Source organism: Acidobacteriota bacterium, assembly GCA_016208495.1.
In the GTDB taxonomy this organism is placed as follows: Bacteria; Acidobacteriota; Blastocatellia; order Chloracidobacteriales; family Chloracidobacteriaceae; genus JACQXX01.
Window position 1 is genome coordinate 148,824 of sequence record JACQXX010000056.1, and the last position, 20,360, is coordinate 169,183.

A 20,360-nucleotide genomic window follows, 5' to 3' on the forward strand; every position below is an offset into this window, starting at 1 on the left:
GGGCTGAAGAAAATGGGCTTGAATTTGAATGGGTAGTTTTTTCGAACCCGGAACCCGGTTTTTCTTCATTCTCCGTCATTCTTCTCCGCAGCGCTCCAGCGGCGGTACCGGGGATGCTGTGATTGACGGTCCATCCACTCGCCAAATGCCTGTTTGAGCCGGGCTGCTTCGGCTGGTCGCTGGTCAATCAAGTTGCGGCGCTCTTCCGGGTCCTCTTTCAGGTTGTACAATTCCCAGGTGTTTCCTTTGGCGTCGTAAATGAGCCGCCATTCAGGATGGGTGGTGTCAGTCACCCCCCAGGCCAGAAAACTCGGTTCGGTCAAATTGCGGGGGGTTTCACTGATCAAGAGTCGGGAAGGCGGATTCTGGGCACGCGCCAGTTGGAGGAGGCTGAGTCCTTGAAAACTAGCCGGAATTTTCACTCCAGCAAAGGCAAGCGCGGTCGAGGCAATGTCGAGTGAGCCGACCGGTGTTTCAACGCGGCGGGGTTCAATGCCAGGTGCCCGAACAATCAACGGAACATGGATCTGTTCGCGATAAGGCCGTGACGCATGGAAATATTCACCATGTTCGCCAAATGCTTCACCGTGATCGGCGGTGATCATCACGATGGTATGATCGAGCAATCCTGAACTTTCAAGGTAGGAAAACAAGCGTCCCAGGTGAAAGTCGGCATAGGCAATTTCGCCGTCATACAGATCAATATTCCGACTTCCATAGTTAAACTCTGAATGGGCCTGATACTGGGCGTGCGGATCAGTAAAATGCACCCAGGTATAAAACGGCGCCTCAACTTCGCCAGCGTCTTCGTGCTTTTTCAGGAATTCAATCAGTTTGTCGGTCAGGGTTTTGGCATCCGAGGACTTCCGCCCGGTTTTGATCTGGTCGTCAACATCCATCCCACGGTAAATAATGGTCTTATACACACTCCAGCGCCGATTTTGGAGCAAGTGCCCCATAATCCGTTTGCTCAGGAAAATGGTCTGATAGCCGTTTTCTTTAAAGGTCGTCGGAAGGTTTGGTGCCGTTGGGTCAAAAATACCTTCGCCATAGCTGGAGGTCGCAATCGAAGAAAACGAGTGACCGGTATTGCTGGCCTGAGAGTAGGAGTTCAAAAACAGGAGTCCGCGTGAAGCAAAGCGATCCAAATTGGGCGACGTGCTCCGGTTATAGCCATAAATTCCCATATGGTCAGCCCGCAGGGCGTCAATGGAAAGAAAGAGCACATTGCGTTTTGGGGCATCTGGGGCAATGGTTTCCGGGATTCGAAACGCGGATAGATCCGGCGCCACGGAAGGAACCGTGACCTTCCCGTCTCCGCCAAGCATATTTTCGTCAATGCCGTTTCCTGGAATTTCCACCGCCAGCGGATTGATATTCGGGTTTCGGTCATCAGTATCACCGCCACCTAAAATCGGCGAAAATCCATCCTGGTCAAAATCAATTATCTTTTGAGCCAACCCGACATACTGCCGAATCAGCACGCTTCGTCGCCAGATGAGGGCTTTGACATTCTGATTGTGGTCAAATCGAATTCCGGCCCAGCCTGCCAGCAGGATGACCATTCCAACCACAATCCACAGGGTTTTAGCCAGGGCCTGATGAAACACACTCAGTTGCAGCAGGAACAGAAACGCGATGGTCAGCAAACTGACTTGCAGGACCGCCAGCGGATTATGGAAGGTATCTTCGTAGTAGCCCACAAAATACCGACCATCCAGACCGTAGGCCGCCAGTCCAGCCATCAGCGAAATCAGTCCGGCAATCAGCGCATTGCGTGGCGAAAGTGAAAAGCGGGTGCGTCGCACAAATGTCTGGAGCAATGCCGTCAAAAGCGCGACGCCGCCCAGGAAAGCAAGAAAGGTGATCAGGTGATAGCGCGACATTCGCCCACTGAGCGGCAAGCCCTTATCCGCCAGACCATAGAGTAAGTTGACAAAGGGCACATACATACAGTTCGACGCCAGGAACGACACTCCGCCTAGCAAGCCAAAGTACAGACCAGTAAGCGTTCCGATTTCCACCCAGATCGAAGCTGCGCGAACACGCCGACTGACAACACTCCCCAAAGCTGGTAAGAGCGCAACCAGCGCCAGGAGCAGCATCGTTCCAAATGCCGAAATGGCGCCAAAGCCCAAAAAGGCAAAGCGTTCCGAGACCGACAGAAAGAAGCTGGAGAGCGTCAGGTTGCGTTCGATTCCTTCCAAAACTCCAAGTAGGAGTCCTGCCGCGACACCCGCTTTGAACAACCAGAGCCAGACCTGCCCAAAGGCAGGCGATACTGGTAATTCTTGAGATGTCTCTGGGATATTGGAGGAAGGGGTGTCGGTCATTGAATCGGGTTCAAGTAATGGAGCAATTTCAAGAGAAGAAGGCATGTCAGGGTTCAGGGTTCAGGGTTTCAGGGAAATATTTAAGGGTTAGTTCATCGAGCAGGAGCCAGGGCCGCGTGGGTCGCCGCACGTTCCGCAAGCGCCGGGAGAAAAATTGCGGAGTGGCATACTTTGACCACCTTTGGTCGAAACGGCAAAGCGGGAAAGTTCTTTTTCGAGGTTCGAGCTATTGCACGATGGGCAGACAGGTTTTCTGTCGCCGCTGACGAGCGCTTCGAAATGATGGTTGCACTCAGTGCAGGTATATTCAAACAGTGGCATAGAGGTTCCTCACGATTGAAAAAATAAAACCTGTTTGTAGTCAGTCGTCAGTCGTTCGCTCAATCTATTTGATGGAATTGTTTAACCGTTTTCTGACACGAGGGTTTCATTGCGCATTGGTGTAAGTCATTGAGCGGTGGTTTTTTTCCCAGCCTGACCCAGAATCGAACTGACTTCATCGGGTGTCAGTTGTGACGGCTGGGGGTGGCCCTGGGCATCAGTAAATTTCAACGCGGATGAAAGACCGGAATCATCTTGCTTCCAGGTGCCGCTGGGTGCTGATTCGGCCTGTTGCAACCGGGTCACGCTGTCGTTGAGGGCGCGGCGTGGAACGGCGCGGCGGACAACTGTTTCGGCCCATGAGTAGTAAGGATAGTCAACCTGATAGCTCCACCCATTTTCAAATGGGACGGCGATGACAAAGAGATCGCCAGTCGCGACGTGTGAAATAGCTGAGACAGGAATGACATCGCTGGCTGGATGAAACAAATGGTCATTATACATGTGTGGATCAAGCACAATGAGTGAGATTCGCGCCGTCTGATCTTCTACCACTGTTGAGCGCCCTTTCGCAAAGCTTTCGAGCGCGGCAGCGATCCGTCGCCACGCCGGACCCCAGAGAAATTCATAAGTATTGACCCGACTCAGAACCGACCCAAGCTCCGGAAGCAACACCCTGTAGGCTTCGGCTTCATCTGGGACTGGTTTTCCAGCCAGATGTTGTGCCAGCGGAGACAGCGTTGGTTCATCCAGAATGACCTGGTCTCCACCCTGGAGCAAAATGCAGAACCGAACCGCCTCATCGGTTGAATATTCCGAAAAATCGCCCGCCTCAGCCGTCGCAATCAGAAGGTCGCGATGTTCGAGCGCCTGTGGACCGGTGAGCGTGACCCAAACGGAAAGCAGGCCGTCAGCGTCGAAGTGATTATTGGTAATGAGTTCAATACCTTGCGTAAACCGGAGCCGGTCAGGATGGCTGACGAGGTTAAGACAAATTTCGGTCGAAGTATCGGCTTTGAGTTCGCGAGGCGTTTGATTTCCCTTCCAATGCGAGAAATGCAGGCTATTGGGAACCGTCCCATCAACCGAAATTTTGGGTACGGACTCGAGTCCGGAGTGGTAAAATTCGAATTTCATATGGGGAGGAGCCTCGAAAAAAGGAATTGACAGCGCCAGAGCGGTTGCGTATTATCCGCGTTCCTTCTTGTTCATTCAATGCGGCCAGGTAGCTCAGTCGGTAGAGCAGCGGACTGAAAATCCGCGTGTCGGCGGTTCGATTCCGTCCCTGGCCACCATTCACGAGAAACAAAAAAAGCGGCGAGTCTCACAAGGCTCGCCGCTTTTTTGTTTTTAGTAAGGTGTAGAAATCCACTTTTCCAAATTAAGTACCTGTTACGTTTTTGTCCAATAATACTTCACTCCCAGGCATCTTAACATCTCAAAAGTATTTAAATAGTTCACTCCAAACGCTTTACAGACGTTAGGAATAGGAACTCGTTGCTTTGCTTCTGGCCTAAAGACTTCGTCGGTTACCAGGGTAAGTCTATAAACCATTGAATATGCGATCAGCCACCCATCGGCAACACTTGCAAATTCTGCCTTAGCTTCGGATTTGAACTGTGGTTGCGATTGTACCCAATTCATTAAATCCCCAAATGCCTTAACGACTTCAAGGATATCAGTTGAGGCAAAGCACGATCCTGGTACTTCGGTGTTTACCCAAACCTTAAGCTCATCGTTTCCTTTCTCTAACTCGCGTTTAACTCTATCAATACTCAATACTTGCCCATCTTTGTGATAGGAGATCAAGCAATTCCAGAACCCTGGACAGATATCAAATGCATAGTATCGATTTTTAGCATCGATCAAGACATTTGAATCCAATAAGTATGGCATGTTGTTTACCCTCAAAAAGTAAACCCAAGTGATTGAGCGTACTGGTTAAAGGTTTTCCCATGTAGTCCAGTTAACCGATACGCATCACGATAAAGTAATCGGCCTTCTTTGGTTGCCTGAATCACTGCAGCTCCGAATCGTTTACCAACGCGCCCATTTTGTAGCACGAAAAAATCACCACCGCTAGACTGAGCTTTTTGACGTCGTTCGTCTTGTAAATACTGCTGGTAAAAATCAAAGAATTTTTGATGGTTTAACAATGCAAGGTCGAGAGAGCGCCGGGCTATCACTAATGGACTGACTTTGAAGATCTTAGCCAAAAATTGAAATGGGTCTCGATGTTGTGAGGCTTTACTCCAATGCCTTCTTAATTCTTGCTCGGGCACAAGCAATTCCGCTGCTACTTTATTGCAGAAAATTTCTACCTCTTCATTCGCTGGTTGAAGTTGTTCAAAATTAAAAATCCCTCCTCGCCCAATCCAAATATGAGCTAACTCATGGGCTAATGTGAACATTTGTGCCGCTTTGCCATCGGCTCCATTTATAAACACTAATGGAGCGTGCTCATCAACTAAGACAAAACCGCGAAATTCGTTTGGGTCAAGTTTGCGATGAGTATTATTGCCCACAATCCCATTGATAATTACAAGAATGCCTGTGTTTTCCGTTTCTGATCGCAAGCACTGAAAGGCTGCCTCCCAGGTTGAATTTTCTTGAGCCCACCCCTTTTGTAATTTCAGAACCCTCCGAATCCTCAGTGCAACTTCATTTGGGTTATTGTCCAAACTCGAACTACCCACGAATTTCAATGGTTCCTCACCCTGTTCTATTAAATAATCTCGCATCCATCCTTGGCGACGCTGCATTGTTTGAATCGTTTCGAGTAAATCTGGGCTAGGTCGTTTTACCTCACCTCCAGTGACCGTGCGAAAATCTTGGATTGGAAGTTTTTCTTCAGGGGGTTCAGAAAGAAAGAAGTACCCCAATGGAGTTGAAGTTTTTTTAGCTAAGTCTTCAAGTTGGTGTAAGGTAGGATTTTCTTCCCCAGACTCCCATTTCAGAAACTTTGGGAACTTTTTCACGAGAGTATCTTTTGTGAGCCCTGAACGCTCACGAGCCCAGCGTATTAGATCTGGAGTGACGGATACTCTAATCATGGCTTTATCTGTTTTTCTGGGATGATATAGGATTTCAGAAAATGATTTCGTCCTGGGAGCGCCGGTATCCTGCCGGCACCAAACAGTTAATCTTCAATCAGTTGCCGGCAAGATGCCAGCGCTCCCAGGAAATATTTATCTGAAAAGCTATAGCTTGGTTGACCACATGTTATTCAAATGGAGTTCCTATTGCAGAAAGGTTGAGGTTCGGATAAATGGCCAGTTGCGAAGCTCTGTGATCTACTAGAAAGTGTTATAGGTGTCTATAATTCCAGAAATATAGCTTTGTAATTTATTTATTGCAAGATTATTAAATATCACACCACAAGCTTGAATTGCCAACTCAAACTTTATATTTGAGTAGTAAATTATTGGAAATAAAAAGTTTATGGGATATTTGATTTTATTGATATTTGATGCTCTGAGGTTTGCCAACCTGCTTCTACCGGATTTTGTGTTGGAGACAAACCAGAAGAGCCACTAAGTCAGTACCACCCGCGTTAGTGGGTGGGCCGGCTTACTTTTCATCTCACCCGCTCAGGCAGGCGGTACTGACCAGCCCTTTCTTTCCAATGCCGATCTGGCCTAACACAAAATCCGGTAAAAGCAGGAACACCTTTCAGTCAGGCGCTCCTGGTCTCAGCGTTTCTTGATCGAAAATGATTATCCAAAAGGGAGAAATGTATGAAGATTGGCAGAAACGAACCCTGTCCGTGTGGCAGCGGCAAAAAATATAAGGTTTGTTGCTATGGCAAGCCAGTTGCCTCGACACTGCTTGCTCGTTCTCCGCAGCCACAGGCCGAAAACGTTGGCCAGTACCCTTCGAACCCAGACGGAAAGAGGCTTTGGACGACACAAACCGGAGAACTCCATCAGCCCGTCAGGCTCCGATATGAAATCAAAGATGAGACGAAACTCCGGGCTGCTTTTTCAAAATTACGGTGTATTGACTTTGATCCTCTGCAAAACCGATGGGCCTGGCTGTTTGATTATGAAGCCCGAACCATTCAGTTGAAAAAATCCGATGCTTCACTTCCTGTTTCAGATGGTTCGATTGTGATCGGTTCGTTTTTTATCCGTTCCGGCAACGAACTCCACCTGGAAGTGCGCTCCATTGAAAGAGCGATTGCCGCCATTCTGTTTTTTGACAAACACCTTGGGCGGAAGATTGCGGAAATCAAATGTCTGGAAATCGTGAACCGGTTGTTTGATAGCTCTGATTCCATTCCTGATTCGCTTTCTGGGTACTTTGATGCTCTGGATGAAAAAGCTCAGGTTGACCCGGACGAGTTGGTCAAAGGAATTAAAGCACTCCAGGACCAGACGGATGACCCCAACCTGAAACGGGCCATAGCTTCAAAATATATTGATGAGTTGTTGCACCGGCCAGAGCCTGAGGTTGAGCGATTACCAGTTCATTTTTATGAGGAAGGGATTAAACGCATTGAAATGTCGTTGCGGCTTCGACAAATCGTGGCGATGAGGCATTGGGAAGGGCATCCCAATTACACCCTGATGGATGTGATCAGAGAAAGTTTGACGAGAACCAATCGCTAGCCAATCTGGCAAGTCAGATATTATACCAATTTGCAACGAGACCCTGGTGTTGCAAAATAGTCAAATAGTTCAATCAAATAAACTTAGTGAACTACTGACTACTGACTACAAACTGTATCAGGCCAGCACTTCCAGCAGTTCCCGCAAGTGGGAAATTTCATAGGTGATCGGCACATCGTCTGGCCGGGAGTGTGCCGCCGGGTTAAACCAGCAAGTATCAATGCCAAAATCCGCTCCGCCCTGGATATCTGACGTCAGGCTGTCACCGATGATCAAGACGTCGTTTTTGGGTGGATATCCTGTCCGGGCAGCGGCGACTTCAAAGAATCCAGCTTCAGGTTTGGCGACGCCAACTTCTTCAGAAATAATCAGTTCCGTGATGTACTGCTTGAGCGGAGACAGCGCGATGCGACTCCGTTGAACGAACTGCAACCCGTTGGTGACAATTGCCACTCGACATTTTTCCTGGAGCCGGTGCAGGACCTCGTGAGCCCCATCAATGAGTTCGGCACGAATCGCCAATTGTTCTAAAAACGCGCTGCCAAACTGGCTGGGTGAAGAATCAAGTTGGATGGCTTCCATCAACAACTCAAACCGTCGGGCATGCAGGGCGGCGGGTGTGATTTCGCGCCGTTCCAGTGCCTGCCAGAGTTTCTGGTTGATCCGCCGATAGATGCCGAGGTACTCCTCTTGAAAGGGCAGGTTCAGGGCGTCAAAGGTATTTTTGAGGGCAATTGGCTCAGCTTGATTGTAATCAAAAAGGGTGCCGTCCGCGTCGAACCATAACCAGGGATAGTGTTTTTTCATAAAGGCTTATACCAGTTTGTAGTCAGTAGTCAGTAGTCAGTAGTTCGCTAAGCTCAGTTGATTGAATTATTTGACTGTTTCCTAATACGAACGATTCATTGCAAAATAGTGTTAGCCATTTCTCTTGCTGAAGTTGATTTGAGGGAAACAGAAAAAAACTATGGCAAAACGCTGTTAGAGAATTTGCCAAGTATGGTGGTTTGGGCGATTGCAACGCAAGAAATGTAAGCTGTCTTATACCAGTCAGTGGTCAGTGGTCAGTCGTCAATAGTTCGCTAAGTTTATTTATTTGAATAACTTGATTGTTTTCTAATACGACTGCTTCATTCCACAATGGTACTAAGTACCTTGTCATAAGTTTCCTGAGATATTGGGTTTGGTAAGTGGTTGATCTTTTTCGTGTTTTTCGTGTTTTTCGTGGTTAAAATGTCTGGAAACTTTCGGTAAGGTACTTATCTGGTTGCGGGATTATCCTTTTTCACATTGCCAGTTGGGTCTTTCCTTTCAGGCTTCAAGTTTCTGGTTGAAATCTTTCAATCAATTCGAGAGAATATGCTTCTGATTACATTGTTATAGGTTGTGGCGATAACCTGCTTATTTCAAACGGAGCAAAATCATGAATTTGCAAGCCACGCTGTATTTTCGAAATGCAACTTCGGACAAGGTTTACTTCATTGAGTTGAAAGAATCGGGCGACGGATATGTGGTTGATTTTGCCTATGGTCGCCGTGGTTCGACGCTTAAAACCGGGACCAAAACACAAAAGCCGGTGCCCTACGCCGAGGCAAAGGATGTCTACAACCGGTTGCTGGCAGAGAAAACCAGCAAAGGCTATAGCCCCGGTGAAGAAGGGCTGGCCTACGTTCAAACCGAACATGAAGGCCGCATTTCGGGTGTCCAGTGCCAGTTGCTCAATCCAATCGAAGAAGCCGAGCTTGAAAAATTCGTGAATGACCCAGCGTGGTGCTTTCAGGAAAAGCACGACGGGAAACGGATGCTGATTCGATGTTCGGAAAACGGACTCGTCGAAGGCATCAACCGGAAAGGTTTGGTGGTGGGGATTCCCAGTTCGTTTGCGGCGAGTCTGGCCAATGTCGGAGCGCCGGTCATCCTGGATGGAGAAGCCGTCGGCGAGAAGTTGTTTGTGTTTGATATTTTGCAATGTCCCGGAGCGAATGACGATGGCGCCGAGGATGTGCGTTCGTGGAACTATGCTGACCGAATTGGGCTTCTGAAACAGCTTGAACCCAGGCTGGTTGGCACGGCGGTTGAAATTGTTCCGACGGCACAGACGAAAGAGGAAAAAGAAACGCTGGTTCAACGTCTCAAATCTGGTGGAAGAGAAGGGCTGGTCATCAAGCGGCTCGATGCGCCCTACGCCGCTGGCCGTCCAGCGTCGGGTGGAAATCAGCTCAAATACAAATTCACGGAAAGTGTGTCGTGCGTCGTGGTGAGCCATAACCAAAAACGGAGCGTCAACCTGGGACTGCTTGATGATGATGGCACCCTGGTTGAAGCCGGGAGCGTGACGATTCTTCCTAATTTCCAGATTCCACCGCTCGACTCAATTGTCGAAGTCCGCTATCTGTATGCCCACGCCCAATCAGGCAAGCTGTACCAGCCGGTGTATCTCGGTGAACGTGACGACATTGACCACAGCCATTGCCGGAAGACACAACTGAAATTTAAAGCTCCAATCGAAGATGATGAAGGGTAAAATTTGGAAGCATTTTTGAACCACAGAGGACACAGAGGACCGCAGAGGAAACACAAAATACCTCTGTGGTCCTCTGTGGCGAAGTTAAATATCCACCTCTAATCTTAAAGCACACCTCTCCATGCTGATTTCTGATGGCTTGACCGCTGAACTTCAAGCGCTTGCTGTTTCAATCACGGGGCTTGCAAATGATGAAACACGCCGCCGATTGGCTTCACAACTGGTTTCGCGGTTGATGGTTGTGTATTTCATCCAGAAGAAAGGATTGCTTGACGGCAATCAAGAATATCTTCGCCAGAAACTCAACCAACACAATCAGATAGGCCAGCGAGACAACTTTGTGGAGTTTTTCGAAACGCTGTGTTTTGACGGCCTTTCAACACCCGAATCCAACTGGTCGCCAGAAACCTGGTTGAGATTGGGCAACGTGCCGTTTCTCCACACGGAGCTGTTTAGCAGGCCGTTATTCGAGACTTTTTACCGTCAACCGATTCAGATTCCGGATGCGATTTTTGAACGGCTTTTTGGGTTCTTTGATCAGTTTGAATGGCAGATGGCTGGAGACTGGTCAGAGAGTCCCTGGGTTGTGACTCCGGATGTGCTGGGCTGGTTGTTAGAGCAACACATCAATCAAAAGCAGTTGGGGGCGTATTTCACCCGAGACGACACAACCCGCTATATCAGCCAAACCACGATCATTCCGTTTCTGCTCGAACAGGTCCAAAAAGAGTTCCCAACCGCATTTGAACCCCACAGCCAGCTCTGGCAACTGCTTTCGTCACATCCAGATCGCTATATCTATCCGGCAATCAAAAAAGGAATTCACCTCTCATTACCAAAGCCAGTTTCGGCAGGCATTGGTGATCCTTCGTTGCGCACACAGTGGAATGAACCAGCCTTTTCCGACTATGCCTTGCTGACCGAAACCTGGCGCGAAGTCGTTGCCCGACGTCAGCGATATGGCGCGCTCCGAGCAAAACTGGAAACTGGCGCCATCCACGACATCAACCAGCTTATTACTGAAAACCTGAACCTTCATCAGTTTGCCGTGGATGCAATTGAGCACTGTCCAACGCCTGGATTCTTATTCGCCTTTTGGAAAGCACTGGAGCGGCTGACGATCCTTGATCCTACCTGTGGGGCCGGGGATTTTTTGCTGGCGGCACTCAAAACGCTGGCGCCGTTGTATACCGCCTGTTTCAGTCGGATGCAGACCTTTTTGGCTCATCTTCCGCCACCTGGACAGTCCACCGATTTTGAATATTTCAGTCATTTTGCGCTCGTTCAAAAAGTGGCTGAGTGTTTTCCCAGCCAACCGTACTTTGTTCTTTTTTCGATTGTGACCAGAAATCTTTTCGGCGTGGATATTCTGGAAGACGCCACCGAAGTTACTGGCCAGCGCATGTTTTTGAAGTTGCTTGCTCAGGTAAATGACATCACTGAAGCTGTGCGACTGGCCGATATCAGGTTGAATCTCCGAACTGGAAATGCCCTGGTTGGATCAGTTACACCGGCATCAACTCCCGAAATTGATCAACCTGATCGTTTTCTCAAAGACCTCAACCACCAGAAACCGGTGCACTGGTTTAATGAGTTTCCCGAAGTGTTTGCCTGTGGCGGGTTTGAGGTAATTCTGGGGAATCCGCCCTACGTCAAACTCAACAAGCACACGATTGACTATCAGCTATCTGGATTTACAACCCTCCCGTGCCAGGATTTGTATGCCTGTGTTCTCGAACGAGCCTATGGGCTTTTGAAAACTGGTGGTCGGTTGGGGGTGATTGTCCCGATTTCAATGTTTGGTACGGATGGGTTTTCAACGCTCCAGGCCGAGACGTTACGGCAATTTCACCTTTTGTGGGTTGCCTGGTTTGCCAATCGTCCGGCACAACTTTTTGATGGAGCACAAAAACGCCTGACAATTGTCCTTGGACGAAAAGGCGCGCAAACCGGGACGACCATTCATACCACGGCTTACATTCGCTGGTGGAAAGAAGAGCGGGAACATTTGTTTGAAACCCGGATTGGGTACGCCAGGCCAGCCAGTCCTTTTCAGGTTTTTGCGCAGGCACTTGAAAAACTCGGCAGTGATTTAGAAGTGAATCTGTTTCACAAGCTGGTATCGGCTTCATCTGGCAGGATGCGGGAAAGCCTGTCTCCGAATGGGGTTGAGCGGTGCTACTACACGCGGAAATTCGGTTATTTTCTTGCGTTTACCGACTTCATTCCACATATGATGGATCTGAAAACCAGGCAGAACCGGCGACCATCTGAATTAAAAGAGCTTCGTTTTCAATCAAAGGACACCTGTCTGGCAGCGATTGCGGTTTTGAGTTCATCAACCTTTTTCTGGTTTTGGAATGTCCTTTCAGATTGCCGAAATTTGAACCGGCGTGACATCCTGGCCTTTCCCTTGAATGTTGCCAGTCTGCCATCTGACCTGAAAGAACCATTGAGCGAGCTGGGACGATGCTATCTGGATGCGCTCAAGGCAACTTCAACCACTATGCTCAAAAGTGGGCTTTCTGTCGAAACCTTTGAGTACAAAGCCTGTAAGCCAATTCTGGATGAAATTGATCGGCTTTTAGCCAACCAATTTGGTTTCACGGCTGAAGAACTCGATTTCATTCTCAACTATGATTTCAAGTACCGGATGACAAGGTGACAAGGGGACAGGGTGACAAAGGGACAAGGGGACAGGGTGACAAGAGGACAGGGAGACAAGGGAAAGTACTATGCAGGCAGTCATTTTGATTGGCATTCAGGCCACGGGAAAATCAACGTTTTATCGCGAAAAGTTTTTCAATACCCATATCCGCATCAATCTGGATATGCTCAAAACCCGTCATCGTGAAACCATTCTGTTGCATGCCTGCCTTGAAGCAAAGCAACCCTTTGTGATTGACAACACCAATCCAACTCGTGCAGAACGAGCCAGATACATTACCTCGGCAAAGGAATTCGGCTTTTCAGTCGTTGGATATTTTTTCGAATCGAGGCTTCGGGATGCACTGGCTCGCAACCTTACTCGAACTGGAACTGCCCACATTCCAGAAAAGGGCATTGGCGGCACCGCCAGACGATTAGAACTTCCCAGTTTGGCCGAAGGCTTTGATGAACTCTCTTTTGTCAGGATTGAAAACGGCGGGTTTGTGGTTGAACCGTGGAGAGATGGGTAGAGCTTGGGGCTGAAAATACCAGGGCTCAGGGCTTAGTATAAGTCCCCATAAATAGGGGATGAAATTCGACCACTCGCTAGCAGAAACATTGGTTTTCGCCCGGATGGGCGGTGGAAAATAGCCGGTGGCAAGTGTCGCTTTGGATACGCGGCCACCGGACAGAGCCGCCATCACGGGTTCGCGCCCGGATGGGCGCTGGAACAGGAGTCGTGAGCCAGCAGCCGAAACTTCGACGAAAACCGGGACCCAAACCAGCTTCCAGCGCCCATCCGGGCGCGAACCACTGCGGACCGAAGCTCCGGTGGTATGCCCAAAGCGGCAAACCACCGGCTATTGTCCGGCGCCCATCCGGGCGGAAGCCAATTGGGAATCACCGAAATTCCATCCCCCATTTATGAGGACTTGTACTTAGGGCTGAAGACTCGCAAGCTCGGGGCAATCGAAGGGATGAGGGATGAAATAAAACCAATTCTTCAGCCCTCAGCCCCAAGCCCTCAGCCCTGGTTTTCTCAGCCCTCTGTCTTCAGCCCAATTGGTTACTTGCGCAGGCGCATCCCAAGGCTGATCATAATGCCATGTCCTCGGTAAGCTCCGCTAAATGCCGGGTTTACTTGAGGTTCGACAATACGTTCACGGCCAATGAGACCAGCGATGCCAACATTGAACCATTGTCCAAAAAGCTTTTTGTAAATGGCGCCGCTGACATCAATGCCACCAGTATTGATCAATCCAGGATTGATAAACTGATCACGGAATCCATCCGAGGTAAACGCCAACCCAAAATTGAGGCGGGTGGTGTCATTGACGGTGTAGATTGAGCCAAAACGCACGGAATGCACATTCTTGGCATTGATCGTCTGTGACAGGAGCGGCTGCCCGCTTTGCTCGCTTTTCACCACGACGGTTTCCAATGCGTTTGGATAATCATAGAACCGATAGTCAGCCACGAAGGTGAAGTTCTTGGTGGCTTTGAACTGGACACCGCTTTCAACCACCTGAGGGAGTTTAAACTGGGTTGTGATGTTGGTTGTGAACGGGATCAATTGCAGTCCTCCAGTGGTGGGGCGAGGAATGGCGGTTGTCAAATCACCCGTCATGTCATATTCACGTCGGCTTTTGTAGTTGAACCCAAAATTGACTTTCTCTGTTGGGCGAAGATGCACGCCAATGCTAAATCCAGGAGCGCCGATATCGGTCACATCCACCCGGCTATCCTGCACAATTCCAGCCCGTAACAGATCGGCGTTTGGGGCTTTGAGGTCAACAAACCCACGCCCGAAAATAAAACTACCGCCGACGGAGACATATTTGTTGAGTCGAGCCGCCGCACCAAAAGCCACATCGGTTGAACCGACCTTGGAATCAAAAAACAGGGCGCGTGAACCCAGGCTGTCTGGGTCTACGACTTTGCTTTGGAAGGCAAATACTGAATACACCCCAACGCCAAATGCATATTTGTGATTTCCGCTGGTGTAGGTCACTTCACCCGCCAGCCCTGGCGGATAGATCGTCGCATTGCTCTTGACGCCCTGGAGCGGCCCGGCGTTTCGCTCTCGTTCATATCGAAAATAGGCGCCTTGTAATTCACCCAGGAACCGCCAGCCACCTTTGCCGGAATCGCCGAGTTTTCCATCGGCTTCTTCGGTGTCATTGACTGAAATTTCGGTCATGCCCGCAATGTTGTTGCGGATAAACAAGTTATCTGGATCGGTTCGGGCATTTCCGGTACCGCTGGTACCGGCTGGATTACTCACCGGGTAGTTAATACCTTGAGCCAGGATCTGCTCACCTGTACCCAGGAAGAGCAGTATTCCTAACCCCGCGAACAAGATCGAGAGTTTGATCTTGTTGTGCAACAGAAGAGGACAAAAAGTTGAATTCATTTTTTTTCTCCACGGAATGCAACACAAGGATTATGGCTAACTCCGTTCCTGGGAATAAAGGGGACAAACAGGCAGGAAGGATGTGTGGAAATCCCCTGACAGGAACAAGACACTGATATTAGAGCAATGCGCATTCCACAAAAAGTCTATTTTTTGAGATTGAGAAGAAAGGAGGGTGACACCCAGAAGTTTGTTGAAGATAACCCTGAGAATGGTCGCGGTTCAATCAACAAAGAGAGTACACTTTGAAGGTGAACGTGAGACAAATAAGGCAGTGGAAGTCAGAAAGATGAGGAATTTGAGCCAATGAAATTTGATGAGCTGGATACCAGGATGCGGGTTTTTGAAACAGCCCACGACCATTGCGTTTTGCCGGGACTGTTTATGGTCGCGCGATTGGATGGGCGGAATTTTACCCGTCTGACTCGCGAATTGTGTGATTTTGAAGCTCCGTTTGATGTGCGCTTTCGCGATATGATGACCGCCACGGTTGAGCATTTGATGCAGTGCGGCTTTCGCATTATTTATGGCTACACCCAAAGCGACGAGATTTCATTGCTCTTTCATCGCGAAACCGATGTGTTTCAGCGCAAGCTTCGCAAGTACAACTCCGTGCTGGCTGGGGAAGCCAGCGCCAAATTCTCGATTTTGCTCGGGCAAATCGGATGTTTCGATTGCCGGGTCTCTCAACTCCCAGGGCTTGAGCAGGTGTATGATTATTTTCTCTGGCGGAGCGAAGATGCCCATCGCAACGCGCTCAACGGACATTGCTACTGGCTGTTGCGCAAAGAAGGACAAACTCCGGAAGCTGCCGCCAAAACTTTGTTTGGGATGTCAGTACCCGAAAAGAACGAACTCCTCTTTGAGCGCGGTGTGAATTTCAATGATATTCCCGCCTGGCAAAAGCGCGGTGTCGGAGTTCATTGGGAGACTTACCAAAAACAAGGCTTGAATCCAATCACCGGTGAACCAGCCCAGGCCGAGCGCCAGCGACTCAAAGTCGAACTGGATCTGCCTTTGAAAGACAATTATATCAGGCTTTTGCAACGCTTAATTGCCGCCAGCGAAGGACCCAAAGAGCGGGTTTAATGTGACATCGCCAGGCAAAGCGAGATACGCGCCAGGATAAGAAACCTTGTGTCTTTTCCGTTGGTATTGAATGATACTGTCGTTGGGCCTGGGGCTCGTCCTGGCCGTGACCGTGGGCTTCGCACCACGGCTATTAAACAACGACCCTGCGGGCCTCAAATCCTTATTCTGGCGCTTATGAGGCAAAGCGAGATAGCGAAATAGCGAAATAGCGAGTCGTCAATCCAGGAGCGTGTGCATCAAGTTACCATCTTGTCACCTTGTCACCTTGTCACCTTGTCACCTTGTCACCTTGTCACTCTGTCATCACTCAGCTTCGGGTTGTGGTTGCAGTGTGGTGGTTTTCCCTGTCAGGTAATTCGCCAGCCTGGTGAAGGTGCGTTCAAAGAGTGGGCGATTTCGGTTGGTATTTCCAGTAATGGAAATCAGGCTGGTGCCATCCGGGCGTGATTCAACCAGAACCCAAACACGCTGGTGCGAGAAGAAAAACACCATCCACAGAAAGAGCGTCAGTAAGGCGGAGCCGATGTAGACGGTGTCTACGCCAGGGTCATACTGGACCTGAAGCACGTGGGCCCGAGAGACTTTTTCAAAATCCTTGAGCGCGGTCCGCACATTTCCCGCCAGTGTTCGATTCCCAACCGGTAAGTTCTCGACTTGTTTGGCCATTTCTTCGTTGAAAGCCAGCACCAGACTCGGTGCACCGCCCGATTCCGGGATCCATTCCAGTTCAGCCACCGGGTTGTTGTAATCGCCTGACTGGGTGCCGACCTGCCCGTTGCTGAACATAAAATCCGGGTAAAAATCAGACAGGCGCAACGTCCCGACACCAGGAACTTTGGTCGCCTCACGGCTGATTTTGACTTCTTGGGGCGTGCCGCCAGTGGTTGGAGTCAGCGACAAGGTAACTTCGCGAGCGCTGGCGATATTGTCAAAGCTGGCCTGGAAGAACCGATACCCACGAAAATCAATCGGCGTGTTGAGGTGGATATGGCCGGCATAATTTTGGCCTTTATACTGAAACAGGACTTTCGTGTGCCAGTCGAGTGTGTTGGGAGCACTCAGATCGTTTTTCTTGGGATTGAGCAGGTCCTGTTGAATGTCCGTGCAGACCAGCGTGAAGGGCATTTCGAATTCATCATCCGGAATGGCCGGATCCGGACTCTGGGTAATGAACCGATTGGTTGTATCGCCTGGCGCCAGCCGAATCACACCTTTGCGGCCAAGTTGTCCGCCAATAAAAGCGCCAATAAAGATCGTGAGCAGGGCCACGTGAATAGCATACGGCATCAGCCGATTCCAAACTCCTCGCTCAGCCAGGATCGTCGTGCTCTTAGTATGCGGATTTTCAGTGACATACAGCCGCATACTCGAAAGGTAACGGAGCGGTCCTTTCGCCCAACCAGGTAATAGAACATGCTCGAACGCATCTCTGATTTTATTGAGGTCAACCGATGCAGTCGGTACCACCACGGAGTCTTTCCAGGGTTGACGATTGATAAACGCCTGGTTGATTTTCAGAACCGGTTTTTTCACATACCGCCAGGCTGCCGGAAAATAATCAATCGAAGCCAAAATGATGTTCAAGCTCACCGTCAAGAGCAGCAGGTTAAACCACCAGGTGTGGTAAATGTCCAAAAACCCAAGAAAGGTATAGAGCGTTTTTTCAGCCGGCAACAGTTGTTGATAGTACTCGCGAAACCCACTTGTGCCTTTTTGAATGATAAAGGTCCCAATCGCCGTGGACAAAATCAGGATGGTGAGCAGGGTGACCCCAACTTTCACGGAACTGAGGAAATCAAGGAACACATCAATCGGGCTTTTCCCTGATGTTTTTTTGGTCTGGGCCTTTTTAGGCCCTTCCAGATCAAGCTGTGTTTCATTCGGATCGTCTACGGAAGGAAGCGTATCGGCTGGTGATGACATAAGACAAATGACCTGATGTAAAGTGATGAGAACGTGTCGAGATAGGACTTTCCACGCATTGGACGCACATTGAGGACCTGGGGAAATTTGATTATTGACGTCTGGAAGTCAGAAGATCAAGACAGATGTCCTATATGGTGGAATGACAGGGTGACAGGGTGACCAGGTGACAGGGTGACCAGATGACAGGGTGACCAGGTGAACAAGGTGACAGAACCTAAGCGCCAGGATAAGGATTTCAGGCCCGGAGGGTCGTCGTTTAATAGCCGTGGTGCGCAGCCCACGGTCTTATCGGATGACAGGGTGACCAGGTGACAGGATGACAGGGTGACCAGGTGACCAGGTGACAGGGTGATGACTTGCCACTCGTTTTGGTCTGACTATTCACTATTTCGCTACTTCACTACTTTACTACTTCGCTCATTCCTCTGGTCTTCCCACCGTTTGGCATATTTCAAAAACACATAGTAGGCCGCAAAATAGCTGACATATAGACCGGCCAATCCATCCAGAATTCCAAGCTTGAGGAAATAAGATTTGAAAAAGGTAAGGGCTGGAAGCAAGGCAATGTGTCTGATTGAGACGCGTTTTCCTTCTGCTTTGAGACGTTGGGCCGCCAGTGTGGTATAGCGGCCCAGTCGTTCGTGATGTTCTGTCAGCGACCGAATCGAATAATGCAACAGGTCCGCTTCCAGATACCCGGCTTTCTGATGTGGGTGGAACGATTCGTGAACAAAATCGCCGCGCCACTTGCCGCTCCCACGTTGATAGAGCCGGAGTTGATAGTCCGGATACCAGCCAGAATGGCGTAACCACCGATCCAGATAGCAGTTACGCCGTCGAACATAAAATGCCTGATGCGTCGGAGTTGCAGCCTTGATAACCTGATAGATCAGTTCTTTGAGTTCCGGGGTGACGCGCTCATCGGCATCCAGATTCAAAATCCAGGGGTGACTGGTCTGAGTTTCCGCAAAGTTTTTTTGCTCGGCATACCCTGGCCACGGATGAATGGTGACTCTGGCGCCAGCCGCACGGGCAATTTCAACCGTTTGGTCAGTACTTTCCGAATCAACCACCACAATTTCATCCGCCCAGGCCACGGATGCCAGTGCGTCCGGCAAATTTTGAGCTTCATTGTGGGTGATGATGGTGACTGACAGCATGAAGAAGAGTGAGTAGTGAGTAGTGAGTAGTGAGTAGTCAATCCAGAAGCAAGAGCGAGTAGTCAGATAACACACAAAAGCGAGTAGCCAGTAATCAGACAGAATGAGGCATGAAGCAAATCTCTTCTAGTTTGAAGTATTTAGGAGAATTACTCTTTTAAGCGTTGAGAATTCGAATGGGTAAGGTCGAATTCTACCAGTGATTGATTGACTACTCGCTACTTGCTACTCGCTATTGTGCGCGACTCGCTTTTCTTCCACTTAAAACTCAATCATCAGGTTGCCGTGGAGAATTTGGGACTGGTGTTTTTCAAATTCTTCGGGCGTTAATTTGTCAGCTCTTACCACGACCACCTGTTCAAGATTGGTCTCAGCCGGAAGCACGACATCGTCCCCAATAATTGAGCGGTGGATTTTGGAGCCTGGTCCAATCTGGACATGTTTCCAGATAACTGAATCAGTAATGTGGGCGGACGGGTCAATCCGGCAGCCCTCACCCGTGACAGCGGTTTGGTTGTGCGGACGTTGCAAGTGCAGGCTGAGATCGAGATAGCGGCGCAGGGTGCTGAATTCATACCAGTATTCGTGCGGATTGCGGGAAACATAGCCTATGACTGGCAATCCCTGGGCAATGGCTTTGGGGTAAACATCAGTGGTGGAGTGCGAAAAAACACCACGTGGAATCAACTCAAAGATGGCTGGATCCAGGATTTGAATTCCAGTAAACATCAGCGGTTCTTCAATTCCGTCATTTGGGGCTGGAAACCCGGCAAATCGGGTGACCCATCCACGCTGGTCAACTTCAACCATACTGAATCGCTCGCGGCTGGTATTTGGCCGGAGCACCAGCGTCGCCAGTGCTTTCTGGCTGAAATGAAGGTCAATGGCTGGTCGCAAGTCAATATTGGTAATCACCTTGCCGTTCATGACAACAAAGTGATCGTGTTCCAGTAGATGGCGGGCATGGTCAAGCGCCCCGGAAGTCCCCAGGATTTGATCGGCTTCATCGCTATATTGAATGCGACATCCTAACTGGCTGCCATCACCCAGCGCTTCGCTGACGGATTCGCCTTGATGGTGCAGGTTCACCACCAGGTCCTGAATCCCAGCCTGTCGAAGATAATCAACCGTGTAGGTAATGAGCGGGCGGTTTAAAACGGGAATGGCCGGTTTCGTGCGATCAATGGTGAGCGGCCAGAGGCGAGTTCCGAATCCAGCCGCTAAAATCATGGCATGCATAAGGTGTAAGGAGTTGAGGTTTGGAAGGAATGTAATGCCACTTTGGGTTGAGGGCTGAGGGCTGAAGACTCGCAAGCTCGGAGCAAAAGAAGG

General features: G+C 49.5%; 16 protein-coding genes and 1 tRNA gene. 7 read left to right on the top strand and 10 right to left on the bottom strand.

Annotation, left to right across the window (positions count from 1 at the left end; genetic code table 11):
• Nucleotides 1-65: 65 nt before the first annotated feature.
• The 3 genes from HY774_10325 to HY774_10335 form a co-directional block, all read right to left on the bottom strand.
• The gene (locus tag HY774_10325; GenBank protein ID MBI4748874.1) at nt 66-2,378 is read right to left on the bottom strand and encodes a sulfatase-like hydrolase/transferase; all 2,313 of its coding nucleotides are present in this window, start codon (nt 2,376-2,378) and stop codon (nt 66-68) included.
• Nucleotides 2,379-2,420: 42 nt separating this feature from the next.
• Nucleotides 2,421-2,654, bottom strand: coding sequence for a zinc ribbon domain-containing protein (locus HY774_10330; protein ID MBI4748875.1), 234 nt, complete (start codon nt 2,652-2,654; stop codon nt 2,421-2,423).
• 126 nt (nt 2,655-2,780) lie between these two features.
• Complete coding sequence (locus HY774_10335) at nt 2,781-3,791, bottom strand: hypothetical protein (GenBank protein ID MBI4748876.1); 1,011 nt, start codon at nt 3,789-3,791, stop codon at nt 2,781-2,783.
• A gap of 82 nt (nt 3,792-3,873) precedes the next feature.
• On the opposite strand from HY774_10335, the gene HY774_10340 reads away from it, so the two are divergent.
• Nucleotides 3,874-3,949: transfer RNA gene (locus HY774_10340), tRNA-Phe, on the top strand.
• Between the two features lie 97 nt (nt 3,950-4,046).
• On the opposite strand, the gene HY774_10345 is transcribed toward HY774_10340, so the two are convergent.
• Together HY774_10345 and HY774_10350 are read right to left on the bottom strand one after the other, a co-directional pair.
• Nucleotides 4,047-4,550, bottom strand: coding sequence for a DUF4411 family protein (locus tag HY774_10345; GenBank protein MBI4748877.1), 504 nt, complete (start codon nt 4,548-4,550; stop codon nt 4,047-4,049).
• A gap of 11 nt (nt 4,551-4,561) precedes the next feature.
• Nucleotides 4,562-5,707, bottom strand: a complete 1,146-nt coding sequence (locus HY774_10350; protein ID MBI4748878.1) for an ImmA/IrrE family metallo-endopeptidase — start codon at nt 5,705-5,707, stop codon at nt 4,562-4,564.
• Between the two features lie 684 nt (nt 5,708-6,391).
• On the opposite strand from HY774_10350, the gene HY774_10355 reads away from it, so the two are divergent.
• Nucleotides 6,392-7,264, top strand: a complete 873-nt coding sequence (locus HY774_10355; GenBank protein MBI4748879.1) for an SEC-C domain-containing protein — start codon at nt 6,392-6,394, stop codon at nt 7,262-7,264.
• 117 nt (nt 7,265-7,381) lie between these two features.
• On the opposite strand, the gene HY774_10360 is transcribed toward HY774_10355, so the two are convergent.
• A complete protein-coding gene (locus tag HY774_10360; protein ID MBI4748880.1) occupies nt 7,382-8,071 on the bottom strand; it encodes a noncanonical pyrimidine nucleotidase, YjjG family in 690 nt (229 codons plus the stop codon).
• Between the two features lie 616 nt (nt 8,072-8,687).
• Between HY774_10360 and HY774_10365 the strand changes: the two genes are divergently transcribed.
• From HY774_10365 to HY774_10380, 4 genes are all read left to right on the top strand, one after another.
• The gene (locus HY774_10365) at nt 8,688-9,788 is read left to right on the top strand and encodes a WGR domain-containing protein (GenBank protein MBI4748881.1); all 1,101 of its coding nucleotides are present in this window, start codon (nt 8,688-8,690) and stop codon (nt 9,786-9,788) included.
• Between the two features lie 121 nt (nt 9,789-9,909).
• The gene (locus HY774_10370) at nt 9,910-12,453 is read left to right on the top strand and encodes a hypothetical protein (protein MBI4748882.1); all 2,544 of its coding nucleotides are present in this window, start codon (nt 9,910-9,912) and stop codon (nt 12,451-12,453) included.
• A 70-nt stretch (nt 12,454-12,523) separates the two neighbouring features.
• On the top strand, nt 12,524-12,967 hold the full coding sequence (locus HY774_10375) for an AAA family ATPase (GenBank protein MBI4748883.1): 444 nt from the start codon (nt 12,524-12,526) through the stop codon (nt 12,965-12,967).
• Between the two features lie 124 nt (nt 12,968-13,091).
• Nucleotides 13,092-13,379, top strand: a complete 288-nt coding sequence (locus tag HY774_10380; GenBank protein MBI4748884.1) for a hypothetical protein — start codon at nt 13,092-13,094, stop codon at nt 13,377-13,379.
• Nucleotides 13,380-13,503: 124 nt separating this feature from the next.
• Here the strand turns inward: HY774_10380 and HY774_10385 are convergent, their stop codons facing one another.
• Nucleotides 13,504-14,850 carry an outer membrane protein transport protein gene (locus HY774_10385; protein ID MBI4748885.1) on the bottom strand — a complete coding sequence of 449 codons (1,347 nt, stop codon included), beginning with the start codon at nt 14,848-14,850 and terminating at the stop codon, nt 13,504-13,506.
• Between the two features lie 306 nt (nt 14,851-15,156).
• On the opposite strand from HY774_10385, the gene HY774_10390 reads away from it, so the two are divergent.
• Entirely contained in the window at nt 15,157-15,939 is a 783-nt protein-coding gene (locus HY774_10390) for a guanylyltransferase (protein MBI4748886.1), read from the top strand.
• Nucleotides 15,940-16,245: 306 nt separating this feature from the next.
• Here the strand turns inward: HY774_10390 and HY774_10395 are convergent, their stop codons facing one another.
• From HY774_10395 to HY774_10405, 3 genes are all read right to left on the bottom strand, one after another.
• Nucleotides 16,246-17,865 (bottom strand): cytochrome c biogenesis protein ResB, encoded by a 1,620-nt coding sequence (locus HY774_10395; GenBank protein MBI4748887.1) that lies wholly within the window; start codon nt 17,863-17,865, stop codon nt 16,246-16,248.
• 395 nt (nt 17,866-18,260) lie between these two features.
• Nucleotides 18,261-19,028, bottom strand: coding sequence for a glycosyltransferase family 2 protein (locus HY774_10400; GenBank protein ID MBI4748888.1), 768 nt, complete (start codon nt 19,026-19,028; stop codon nt 18,261-18,263).
• 261 nt (nt 19,029-19,289) lie between these two features.
• A complete protein-coding gene (locus tag HY774_10405; GenBank protein MBI4748889.1) occupies nt 19,290-20,267 on the bottom strand; it encodes an NDP-sugar synthase in 978 nt (325 codons plus the stop codon).
• Nucleotides 20,268-20,360 lie beyond the last annotated feature (93 nt).